Genomic DNA, 11418 nt, shown 5'->3' on the forward strand with positions numbered 1-11418 from the left:
GTAGGGGAAGACCGCCATGACCACCAGCAGCAGGATCAGCACCGCCGAGATCAGGAAGATCGGCCGTCGGCGCAGGTCCCGCCAGGCGTCGCCCCGCGCGGCACGGCCGGTGAGCTGCGGATCGGCGGCCGCGGCCTGTCCGCCGGGTACCTCGACCCCGAGCTGACCGCCCGCCGCTTCGTCGACGCGCCCGCCGGCGTGGTCGGCACCGACCGGGTCTACCGCACCGGCGACCGGGTGGTGATGCGGCCGGACGGAGTGGTGGAGTTCCACGGCCGCCTGGACGACCAGGTCAAGGTCAGCGGCGTGCGGATCGAGCCCGCCGAGGTCGAGGCGGCCTTCGAGCGCGACCCGCGGGTGCGCCGGGCGGTGGTCGCCGCCGAGCAGGCGCCGACCGGCGGGGCCCGGCTGCTCGCCTTCGTCCAGGCCGAGGACGGCGCGGACCCGGCGGCGCTGCTCGACGCCGTCCGGCCCTGGCTGCCCGAGCAGGCGGTGCCGTCCGTCGTCCGGCTGGTGGAGAGCTTCCCGCTGGACGCGAACGGCAAGGTGGACCGCCGGGCCCTGCTGGCCGACGCGCCGGCGGCGAACCCGCCGAACCCGGCGAACCCGGTGGACGCGGCGAACGCGGCGCAGGACGGGGACGGCCCGGTCGAGCGCACCGTGCTGAAGCTCTGCCGCGAGCTGATCGGCCGCGCCGACCTCGGGCCGGAGGACAACTTCCTGGCGTCGGGCGGCAACTCGCTCGCCGCGGCGAGACTGCTGGAGGCCCTGGAGAACGAGTACGGCGTACGGCTGCGCGCGCCCCTGGTGCTGCGCCAGCCCGACCTGCGGGCCGTCGCCCGGCTGGTCGAGGAGCGGGCGGGCGATCTGACCGCGACCGCCTGACCCCGCCCGAACCTCCTCAGTGGGGCGCCCCGGCCCACCAGGCCGGGGCGCCCGGAAGGGAACCACCGTGAACCCCGTGACCACCGCGACTCCCGCGACGACTGTGACCGCCGCGACTCCCGCGACTCCCGCGACGACTGTGACCGCCGCGACCGCCGCGACTCCCGCGACGACTGTGACCGCCGCGACCGCCGCGAACCCGTCCGTGCTGCCCGTGCTGCCCGCGCTGATCGCCCGGCAGGCCGAGATCCGGCCCGACGCGCTCGCCGTGACCGACGGCTCCACCGTCCTGACCTACCGCGAACTCGTCGACGCGGCGGGCCGGTTGGCCGCCGTCCTGGCCGACCGGGGGATCGGCCCCGGCAGCGCCGTCGGCCTGCTCTGCGCCCGCTCGACCCGGCTCGTCGTCGCCCAGCTCGCCGTCTGGCGGGCCGGCGCCCTCGTCGTCCCGATCGACCCGGCCTATCCGCGCCCGCGGATCGCCGAGATGGCCGCCGACGCCGACGTCCGGCTCGTCCTCGGCGACAAGGCGCTGCTGGCCGAGGCCGGAGTCGCCGAGGAACGGACCCTGGTGCTGACCGAGCGCGGCACCGAGGCCACCGACGGCACGTCCCCCGACGCCGCCGACCCGGCCGCGCCCGCCCTGCTCTACTACACCTCCGGCTCCACCGGCCGCCCCAAGGGCGTCCTCGTCCCGCACAGCGCCGTCTCCGACCTGGTCACCGCCGAGGACGCGGTCGCCCTCGGCCCGCGCGACCGGGTGCTCTTCCACTCCACCGTCTCCTTCGACGCCGCCACCTTCGAGCTGTGGACCCCGCTCGCCCACGGCGCCGCGGTGGCCGTCTCCCCGAGCGAGCGGCCCAGCGTCGAGGACCTGGTCCGTGACGTCGAGAGCTTCGGCGTCACCACGGTCTTCCTCACCACCGCCCTGTTCCACCACCTGGCATCCCGGCGGTCCCGGGTATTCGGCGTGCTGCGCACCCTCGTCGTCGGCGGCGAGGCGATCTCCGCCGAGCACGCCGGCGCCGTGCTGCGGGCCTTCCCGTGGCTCGAACTGGTCAACGCGTACGGGCCGACCGAGGCCACCACCTTCACCACCCTGCACCGGATCACCCGGGCCGACTGCGCCGGCTCCGTCCCGATCGGCCGGACCTTCGGCGGCGCCCGCGCCCACGTCCTGGACGAGCGGCTGGCGCCGGTGGCGCCCGGCACCGTCGGCGAACTGTGGATCGCCGGAGCCCGGCTGGCCCTCGGCTACCTCGACCGGCCGGAGCTGACCGCCGAACGCTTCCGCGAGGTCCCCGGCATCGGACGCGCCTACCGCAGCGGCGACCGGGTCGCCCGACTGCCGGACGGCTCCCTGGAGTACCACGGGCGCACCGACGACCAGGTCAAGGTGCGTGGCTTCCGGATCGAACCCGGCGAGGTCGAGCACGCGCTGCTCCAACTGCCCGAGGTCGCCGAGGCGGCGGTCGTGGTCCGCCGGGCCGGGCAGAGCGACGCCGCGCTCACCGCCTGCCTGGTGCTCGCCGAAGGCGCCCGCCCGGCCGTCGAGACGCTGCGCGCCCGGCTGGCCGAGCAGTTGCCCGCCCACCTGGTGCCCACCGCCTGGACCGTGCTCGCCGCGCTGCCCCTCACCGGCAGCGGGAAGGTGGACCGGCGGGCGCTGGCCGCCGACGAACCCACCGGGGCGCAGCCCGCCGCCGAGGCCGAGCTCGACCCGATCCAGCAGGTCGTCGCCGACGCGTGGAGCCGGGCGCTGGAACGCCCGATCACCGACCCGGCCGCCGACTTCCTCGCCGAGGGAGGGCACTCGCTGCTCGCCATGTGGGTGGTGGACGACCTGCGCGAGGACCTCGGGGTCGAGCTGTCCCTCGCCGACTTCCTCGGCCACCCGACCGTGGCCGCCCAGGCCGAACTGCTGGAACGCGCCCTGCTGGCCGACGACGACACCCGGGGAGCCACCCGATGAGCACCATCGACCGGACCGAACTGCTGCGCCGCGCCCGCGACCGCCGCGCCGCCACCGCCGTCACCGGCCCCGTCACGCACGGGGACGAGGCCCCGCCCCCGCACGGCGACGAGGCCCCGCTCTCGCACGCCCAGCAGCGGATGTGGCTGATGGACCACCTCGGGGAGGGCGGCGCCCTCTACAACGTGCCGCTCGCCACCCGGCTGCGCGGCCCGCTCGACCACGCGGCCCTCGCCGCCGCGATCACCGGCCTGACCGAGCGGCACGCCGTCCTGCGCACCCGCTACCCGCGCCGGGGGGACGAGCCGTACCAGAAGGTCGAAGCGGCCACCCCGGTGCCGCTGCCGGTGCTGGACGCCACCGGTGCGGAGCAACTCGCCGCCGAGGCCGCCCGGCCGTTCGACCTCGCCAACGGCCCGGTGCTGCGCGCCGTGCTCCTGCGGCACGGCCCCGAGGACCACACACTGCTACTGACGATCCATCACATCGCGGTGGACGGCGGCGCCTTGCGGTTCATCGCGGCGGACCTCGCCGAGCTGTACCGCGCCGCGCGCGACGGCGGACCGGCCCACCTCCCGGCACCGGCCCCCTCGTACGCCGACTACGCCCGTCAGGAGCGCGCCCGCGAGGCCGAGCTGACGCGGGCCGCCGGCGTCCTCGCGGACCGGCTTGCCGGGGCCCGGCCGCTGTCCCTGCTGCGGCCCGTCCCGCCCGGCCCCCGGGAGCGCCGCGCCGTCCTGCACACCGCCCCGCTGGACCCGGCCGTCGTGGAGGAGCTGAGGGCCCTCGGCGTCCGGCACGGCGCGACCCTGTTCACCGTCGTGCTGGCCGCCGCGTTCGCCGCGCTGCGCACCGCCTCCGGGCAGGACGACCTCGTCCTCGGCTGCGCCAGCGGGCACCGCGCCCGGGCGGAGTTCCGCCGGACCGTCGGCCTCGCGGTCAACACCCTGGCGGTGCGGACGAATCCGTCCGGGGACCCGTCGTTCACCGAACTGCTCGGGGCGGTCCGCGCGGCCGTGCTCGACGCCCAGCAGCACCACGAGGTGCCCCTCGACCTCGTGGTGGAGCGGCTCGGCGCGAGCGCGCGCGGCGCCGACGGCACCCCGCTACTCTCGGTCAGCTGCGACGTGCTGCAGATCGCCGAACCGCTGGAGCTGCCCGGCCTGGACACCTCGAACGTGGAACTCGACCTGGGTCTGGCCAAGTTCGGGCTCACCCTGCTGGTGGAGGACGGCCCGCGGCCGCGCTGTCTGCTCCAGCACGACCGGGACGTGCTGGACGGCGACACCGCCACCCGGCTGCTGGACGCCTTCGCCGCGCTGCTCGCCGCCGTGGCCGCCGACCCGGAGCGGCGGCTGTCCGAGCTGCCCGGAGAGCGGCTGACGGCCGCCGGACACCCCGCCGTGGCGGCCCTCTCGGCCCACCCGGCGGTGGTCGAGGCGGCCGTGATCGAGCGCCCCGACGGCCCTCCGCTCGCCTACGCGGTGGTGCGCGGGCCGGTCGCGCCCAGCGGCACCGACCTGCGGGCCGCCCTGCGCGGACGCCTCTCCGGTGCCGAACTGCCGCTCGCCGTCACCCTGGTGGACCGGCTGCCCCGGCACCCGGACGGCACCCCCGACACCGACCGGCTGCCCGGCGCGGCCCCGCTGACCGGGCAGCCGTCGGCGGACGGTCCGCGGGCGGAGCACCCGGCGTCCGACGTCCGGGAGCAGGGGCCGCTGGACACCGTGCGGCAGGCGTTCGGCGAACTGCTCGGCACCACGCCGCCCGCCGACGGCGACTTCTTCTCGCTCGGCGGCCACTCCCTGGTCGCCGTCCAGCTCGCCGAACGCCTGCGCACCCGCACCGGACTGCCGCTCACCGGCCTCGACATCCTGGAGCAGCGCACCCCGCGCGCCCTCGCCGCCCTGCTCGCCGGCCGCGCCGACGAACGCCGCACCGCCCTCGCCCAGGCCGGGGCCCGCACCCGCACCACCGGCGCCCGCACCGGCACCGTCCTGCTCACCGGTGCCACCGGCGGGGTCGGCGCGGCCGTGCTCCAGGAGCTGGTGGCCCAGGGCCGGCCGGTCCGGGTGCTGGTGCGCCCCGAGTCCGCTCACCTGCCCGCGCTGAACGGCGCCGAGGTGGCGGAGGGCGACCTCGGCGACCTCGACAGCCTGCGCCGGGCCGTCGAGGGCGTCGACGCCGTCATCCACTCCGCCTGCACCTTCACCGAGCACGCCACCGACCTCGCCGCGATGCGCGCGCTGCTGGACGGCTGGCGGGGCGGCCCGTTCGTCTTCGTCAGCAGCATCGACGCGTACGGCCGCCCGGCGGACACCGAGGTCGCCGAGGGCGGCCCCAGCGGCGCGCCCGTCACCCCGTACGGCCAGGCCAAGCTGGAGTGCGAGCGGATGCTCTTCGAGGCCGCCGCCGGCCGGGGGCAGGCCGTCGCGGTCCGTTCCCCGATCGTCTGGGGCCCGCACCACCGCCTGCGCGACCAGCTCCGCTGGGGTTCCACCGGCCCGCTGTTCCAGGCCGCCCTGGCGGGCCGGCCGATCGGCCTGCCGCCCGGCGACGAGTGGTCCGGGGCGTCCTGGGTGCACGCCGCCGCGCTGGCCCGCAGCCTCGCCGACTGCCTCACCCCGGGCCACCCCGCCACCGGCCGGGTCGTCAACGCGGTGAGCGGGCACGTCTCCTGGGCCGACTTCACCGCCGAACTGGTCCGCCTGCTCGGCTCGGTGAGCCCGATCGCCGAGACCCCCGACGCCGAGGAGGAGCTCCGCCGCCCCTGGCACTACCGGGCCGACACCCTGGCCGGCCCGCTCGCCCCCGAACCGGGCGAGGACTGGCGCAGCGTCCTGGGGGCCATGGTCCGCTGAGCCCCCGGGCGCGGGCGGAGGAGTCGCTCGCCGACTTCCTCCGCCCGCGCGGCCGCGCCCGGCCCTCCCCCCCTTGACCTCGAGTCCGCTGGAACTCCTAGCCTTCGCCCGGTACACGACGAACCGTCGGATCTCGGGAGAAGGCGCATGATTCTTGTGACAGGGGCCACCGGCAACATCGGACGGGCGCTGCTCGACGAACTGCGGGCGTGCGGTGCGGGGCCGGTCCGGGGCCTCACCCGGTCCGCCGCCGGGGCCCGGTTCCCCGACGGGGTGGAGGCCCGGGAGGGCGACCTCGCCGACCCGGCCGCCCTGGAGCCCGCCCTCGCCGGGGCGCGCTCACTGTTCCTGGTGTCGCGGATCGGCCCCGACGCCGAAGTCCTCGACGCCGCCCGACGGGCAGGCGTCGAGCACGTCGTCATGGTGTCGTCGATCACCGTCCGGACGCACCCGCACCTGGGCCCCGCCCGCGAGAACGCGGCCGTCGAACGGCTGCTCCAGGACAGCGGCATGGCGTGGACGATCCTCCGGCCGACGCAGTTCGCCTCGAACACCCTCTGGTGGGCCGCGTCGATCCGCGAGGGCGGGACGGTCCGGGTGCCGTACGCCGACACCGGGCTGCCCACGATCGACCCCGCCGACATCGCGGCGGTGGCACGCGTGGCGCTGACCGAACCCGGCCACCGCGGACGGGCGTACGACCTGACGGGGCCGGAACGGATCACGCCCCGGCAGCAGGTGGCGGCCCTCGCGGCGGCCCTCGGACGGGAGGTGCCCTTCGCGGAGATCGGCCGCGAGGAGGCCCACCGGCAGCTGTCCGCCGTCCTGGGGGCCGAGGCGGCCGACGCGGTGCTCGACGTGACGGGCGGGGACGTCAACGACGAACTGCGGCGGGTGCGCGACACCGTCGCGACGGTCACCGGCGCCCCCGCCAGGCCGTTCCACCGATGGGTCGCCGAGCACCTCGCCGCCTTCCGCTGAGGCACCCCGCCCGTGGCGCGGTCCGCGGTGCCCGCCTCCGGTCGGGGAGCTCAGCCGATGGTCACCACCCGGGCCCACTCCGGCGGCGCCTCCGGCCGGTACTCCTCCTCGTCCGTCGAGGACTCGTCGTACCGGCTGGGCCGGGGGAACAGGCCGACCACCGTGCGGCAGGACGGCGCGACCTCCGGCCACGGGGTCTGCCCGTCCGTCAGCACCACCACGACGTCCGGCCGCGGCCGGGTCCGCAGCGCCGCCGCGAAGCCCGTCCGCAGGTCGGTGCCCCCGCCGCCGATCAGTCGCACGCCCGCCGCGGCGCAGACCGGCTGGACGGTGTGGGCGGCCGCGTCGCAGGAGACCACGGTGACCTGGTCCAGCCGGCCGCCGACCGCCCGGCCGATCGCCGCGACCTCCAGCAGCGCGCTGCCCAGCTCCTCGTCCGAGACCGACCCGGAGGTGTCGACGACCACCGAGACCCGGGGCGGGCGCCGCCGCAGGCTCGGCAGCACCACGCCCGGCAGCCCGGTCGAGCGGCGGGACGGGCGGCCGTAGCTGTAGTCCCCGCCCGAGCCCGCCCCGGACGCCGCCGAACGCACGGCCGCGCCCAGCAGCTGCCGCCACGGCTGCGGCGGGTGGAAGACCTCCTCGGCCCACCGCTGCCAGCCCTCGGGCGCGCTTCCGGGGCGGCCCCGGATGCCCTCGGCGACCCGGAAGCGGACGGCGTCCCGCTCCTGCGGGGACAGCCCGCAGACGCCGCCCGGGCCCAGCTCCCAGGGCCGCTCCAGGCCGTCGGCGCCACTGCCGCAGTCCAGCCAGGCCAGCTCCCGCACGTGCAGGTCGACCCGGATGCGGTCGACGTAGTCCTCCATCAACTGTCCGTCCGGCAGCCCGAGGAACCCGGGCGTCACGGCGCTCCCGGGGGTGACGAGCCCGTCGCCGAACGCGTCGTCGTTGATCTCGCAGTCGGCGGCGACGTTCATCCGCAGCCGGGCGCCCGGCCCGCGCAGCCCGAGCGCCGCGGCGAGGCGGTCGCCGCGCCCGTGGTGGTCGCGCAGCAGGTGCGAGACCTCGTGGACCCAGACCGAGGCGAGTTCCTCCACCGGCGTGCGGTCGACGAACACCGGCGAGGCGTAGCAGCGCCAGTGGCGGTCCACGCCCATCGTCGGTACCTGCCGCGACTCCACCAGGCGCAGCGCGAACAGCGCGGTCGCCAGGTACGGCCGGGCCCGGACGGCCAGCAGTCGGGCCGCGTACAGCTTGGCCTCGTCCAGCCCGGCCGGCTGCCCAGGGCCGTCCGGTGCGGCTCCCCGCCCGGGCGCGTCCGGCACGGCGGTCCTGCTCACTTCCCGGCCCCGGCGGCGACCCGGGCGGCGGCGCGGTCGGCCCGCCGGGACAGCTCCACCGCCGACGCCAGGTGCTCGATCGCCTCCGGCACGTCCCAGTCCTCCCGCCGCAGCGAGGCCAGCGTGGTGGCCGGGACGACCAGCACGTCCGGCGCGCCGGTCTCCAGCGCCCGGACCAGCAGCGCCCAGGCGGCGTCCCAGCGTGTCCGCTCCGGGCGGTTGCGCACCGCCGCGACCACCCCGTCCAGCACCGCCTGGCGCAGGTCCCCGCGCTCGGGCAGCACCGCGCCCGCCGGGTCGGCGAGCAGGTCCTCCGGGTCCGGGAGGTCCATCCGCTCCTTGTGCGCCATCAGCTCCAGCCCCGGGCCGTCACCGACGGCTCCGCGCACCAGCAGCGACAGCACCTCACGGGACGACCCGGCCGCGGTTGCGAAGGCGACCAGCCGCAGCGTCATGTCCCAGCTGCGCGGGGACGGCCAGGCGCCGCCGCGCCGGGTCTCGGTGGTGGGCAGCCGGTGCACCAGCTCGGGCCGGGCCGCCAGCAGCCCGCAGACCGCCCGGCGGGCCAGCGCCACGGCCTCCGGGAGCGCCCGCGGTTCGAGCCGGGGCAGGGTGGCCACCGGCCAGACGCCGCCGAGGCCGCGCACCACCACCTCGTGGTCGTGCTCCCACTGGAGGTGGACGAAGCGGTTGGCCAGCGGCGGACTGAGCTCCCACCCGTCGGCCGCCGAGGAGCGCGGGTTGGCGGCGGCCACGATCCGTACGCCGGGCGGGAGTCGGAGCGCCCCGATGCGCCGCTCCAGGACCAGCCGGAGCAGCGCGGCCTGGACGGCGGGCGGCGCGGTGGACAGCTCGTCCAGGAACAGCAGCCCGCGCCCGGCCCGTACCAGGCGCACCGCCCAGTCCGGCGGGGCCAGCGGGACGCCCTGCCGGGCCGGGTCGTCGCCGACGACGGGCAGGCCGGAGAAGTCGGAGGGCTCGTGGACGCTGGCGATGACGGTGGTGAGCGGCAGGTCCAGGGCGTCGGCGAGCTGGTTGAGCGCGGCGGTCTTGCCGATGCCGGGCTCGCCCCAGAGCAGGACGGGCAGGTCGGCGGCGACGGCCAGGGTGAGCGCCTCCAGCCGGGTGTCGGCGCGCGGTTCGGTGGTGGTGTCGGCGAGCAGGTCGAGCAGCCGGCGGGCGACGTCGAGGCGGGTGGCCTCCGGGCCGGCGGTCTCGTGGTCGGCGGTCACAGGGAGGGTGGCTTCGGACGGGTGGACGGGCATGGGCGATCACCTCGGGGTGTGCGGTGCGGAAGGGGGCTGGGTGCCGGGCGGCGGAGGCGCGCGTCGGGGAGGTACGGCGGCGGGCGATGGAGGTACGGCGGAGGATCAGCGGAACGTGGCCGTCTGGTGGCGGGCGCGGAGCGCGGTGCGGCGCCGGTGGCGGGTGGCGCCCTCCTGGTGGGCGCCGCGGCTCACCCGCAGCGACGGCTGGTCGAGGACCGCCGCCCCTGCCCCTGCCAGGCCCGCCCGGTACAGGCCGTAGGCGATCCGCCGTTCGGCCGCCGCCGCCAGCTCGTCCCGCAGCGGCCCTGCGCGCAGCACCGCCTCCGGGCCGAGCAGGGTCTCGATCACAGCCAGCGCGCCGGCGGTGTCGCCGTGGTCCAATCGCTCGCGCACACCGGCCAGTTGGTCCGGTCTCCGGTGCGCCAGGTCGATCGCCCGCAGGCACGGGAGCGGGGTGCCGGACAGGGCGGCCAGCAGTTCCTCGCGGCGCAGCTCGGCCGGGTCGTGGTCGAGCGGGACGAGCACCCCGCCGACCAGCCCGATCCGGTGCCGCGCCCCTCGGCAGTCCACCAGCCGCTGCGGTTCGAGTCGCGGCGGCGCCTGGGCCCGGGACGGCTGCCCGGGCGCCAGTGCCGCCGCCACCAGCGGGTGCAGCCCGTCGGCGTCGAGCATGCCGCCGCGCAGCAGCTCGAGGTCGGGCAGTGCCCAGGTCGCGGCGTCGGGCAGCAGGGGCAGCATCGAGGTGTCCCCGGAGGCCTCCGCCGTCGAGCCGTCCGGTCCGAGCAGCAGCCGGCGCCGCCGCCCGAGCCGCACCACGACGGGCCCGGCGGGGCGCCCCTCGGCGCGCAGCAGGAGCTCGGCCTCGGCGGCCCAGCGGTCGACGGCGCAGCGCAGCGGCGGGTCGTCGACGCCGTCCGGGAGCGGCCCCGGCGGCGGACAGGTGGAACCGGCCCGTACGGCCAACTCCGCGCTGCGCTCGGCATCCCAGAGGTGCCGGTGCAGGTCGTGGCGGAACCGCCGGCTGGGGTGTGGGTGCGGATGCGGAGAGCGGCCGTCGCCGGCGGAGCCGTCCCAGAGGGCCAGCGAGACCCGCTGTCCGTACTCCGCCCACGTGGGCGGAGTACGGACCACCAGGACGATGGTCGGCTCGCCGGGGTAGCGGGCCAGCGGCACGGTGAGGCCCGGGCGCAGCAGCCCGTCGGGGGCGGTCCTCGGCAGGTGCCAGCGCAGCAAGTCCGGTGCGAGGCGGCGCAGATCGGCCCGCACCCGGTCGGCGAGCTCCCGGCCGTGGACGCGGGCGACGTCCCGCGGGCGGAGGTCGACCTCGACGTTGGCCGCGGCGCAGGCCCCGGCCCAGTCGCCGGCCAGGCGGCGGGCGGTGGCGGTTTCGATCATGGAGGGCGGCACGGCGTACTCGCGTACGCGCCGCCAGAAGGTGAGGCGGGAGTCGTTCCCGTTCGCGGGGTGAGTGGGCATCAGCACTCACTCTTCGCGGACAGGACCCCCATTCTGCGATCAGCGTGAGTGGTCATCGCCGGGGAGCATAGCGTCCCGCGCGGCCCTCCGCCACACCGTTCCGGGGCGGGCGCCGCGCGCCGGGCGTCGCCACGCGCCCCGGGCCGGCCGGCTGCTCAAGGGCGGCTGGAGGCCGGGTCGAGACGGGTGGTTCGTGGCGGCTTGGGTGTGTTCTGGTGGAGGGCGGAGGGGGCACGCCGGAGGCGTAGACGCTCGCGCATGGAACTGAGTGCGGGGGCTATGGTTCGCCGGCCCGGAGTGGCCTTGACTGGTGGACACGAGGACGGACACGCGGGGTTCACCCCGGCGGGTCCGACGATCCGAGCAGGGCTCCTACTCCGAGTGAGGGTGTTCGTGATGGCTGGTGTGGTGGATCTGGCGGTCGAGTCCGGTGTCGTGCTGGTGGTCGGTGGGACGGGGAAGACGGGTCGCCGGGTGGCGGATCGTCTGTCGGCCCGGGGCTACGAGGTGCGGGTGGGTTCGCGGTCGGGTGCGGTGCCCTTCGACTGGCATGACGAGGGGACGTGGGCGGGGGCGTTGGAGGGTGTGAGTGCGGCGTACCTGACGTACTACCCGGATCTGGCGTTCCCGGGTGC

At 77.1% G+C, this 11418-nt stretch carries 7 protein-coding genes and 2 pseudogenes; 5 read left to right on the forward strand and 4 right to left on the reverse strand.

All coding sequences use genetic code 11. The annotated features are described in order from the left end of the window. Window positions 1-273, reverse strand: a pseudogene (locus AB0E96_RS31235) (ABC transporter permease); the annotation flags it as partial. On the opposite strand from AB0E96_RS31235, the gene AB0E96_RS31240 reads away from it, so the two are divergent. From AB0E96_RS31240 to AB0E96_RS31255, 4 genes are all read left to right on the forward strand, one after another. Further along, on the forward strand, window positions 244-885 hold the full coding sequence (locus AB0E96_RS31240; protein ID WP_359829138.1) for a phosphopantetheine-binding protein: 642 nt from the start codon (window positions 244-246) through the stop codon (window positions 883-885). The pseudogene AB0E96_RS31235 and the gene AB0E96_RS31240 overlap by 30 nt on opposite strands. Before the next feature lie 175 nt (window positions 886-1060). Beyond that, complete coding sequence (locus AB0E96_RS31245) at window positions 1061-2857, forward strand: non-ribosomal peptide synthetase (protein WP_359829139.1); 1797 nt, start codon at window positions 1061-1063, stop codon at window positions 2855-2857. After that, on the forward strand, window positions 2854-5718 hold the full coding sequence (locus AB0E96_RS31250; RefSeq protein ID WP_359829140.1) for a condensation domain-containing protein: 2865 nt from the start codon (window positions 2854-2856) through the stop codon (window positions 5716-5718). The genes AB0E96_RS31245 and AB0E96_RS31250 overlap by 4 nt, the downstream gene beginning before the upstream one ends. Before the next feature lie 147 nt (window positions 5719-5865). Continuing rightward, window positions 5866-6699, forward strand: coding sequence for an NAD(P)H-binding protein (locus tag AB0E96_RS31255; protein ID WP_359829141.1), 834 nt, complete (start codon window positions 5866-5868; stop codon window positions 6697-6699). Between the two features lie 50 nt (window positions 6700-6749). Here the strand turns inward: AB0E96_RS31255 and AB0E96_RS31260 are convergent, their stop codons facing one another. From AB0E96_RS31260 to AB0E96_RS31270, 3 genes are all read right to left on the reverse strand, one after another. Further along, on the reverse strand, window positions 6750-7967 hold the full coding sequence (locus AB0E96_RS31260; RefSeq protein ID WP_359829144.1) for a VWA-like domain-containing protein: 1218 nt from the start codon (window positions 7965-7967) through the stop codon (window positions 6750-6752). A gap of 68 nt (window positions 7968-8035) precedes the next feature. Continuing rightward, entirely contained in the window at window positions 8036-9304 is a 1269-nt protein-coding gene (locus tag AB0E96_RS31265) for a MoxR family ATPase (protein WP_359829142.1), read from the reverse strand. Window positions 9305-9409: 105 nt separating this feature from the next. Continuing rightward, entirely contained in the window at window positions 9410-10783 is a 1374-nt protein-coding gene (locus tag AB0E96_RS31270; protein WP_359829143.1) for a hypothetical protein, read from the reverse strand. Between the two features lie 396 nt (window positions 10784-11179). Here AB0E96_RS31270 and AB0E96_RS31275 point away from each other — a divergent pair. Next, window positions 11180-11418: pseudogene (locus AB0E96_RS31275) on the forward strand (NmrA family transcriptional regulator); the annotation flags it as partial.

This window comes from Kitasatospora sp. NPDC036755, assembly GCF_040636595.1.
Lineage (GTDB): Bacteria > Actinomycetota > Actinomycetes > Streptomycetales > Streptomycetaceae > Kitasatospora.

Excerpts from the sequence above, each read along its gene's own strand:
- AB0E96_RS31250 (WP_359829140.1), top strand. The coding sequence starts at position 2,854 with ATGAGCACCATCGACCGGACCGAACTGCTGCGCCGCGCCCGCGACCGC.
- AB0E96_RS31240 (WP_359829138.1), top strand. The coding sequence starts at position 244 with ATGCGGCCGGACGGAGTGGTGGAGTTCCACGGCCGCCTGGACGACCAG.
- AB0E96_RS31255 (WP_359829141.1), top strand. The coding sequence starts at position 5,866 with ATGATTCTTGTGACAGGGGCCACCGGCAACATCGGACGGGCGCTGCTC.
- AB0E96_RS31265 (WP_359829142.1), bottom strand. The coding sequence starts at position 9,304 with ATGCCCGTCCACCCGTCCGAAGCCACCCTCCCTGTGACCGCCGACCAC.
- AB0E96_RS31270 (WP_359829143.1), bottom strand. The coding sequence starts at position 10,783 with ATGCCCACTCACCCCGCGAACGGGAACGACTCCCGCCTCACCTTCTGG.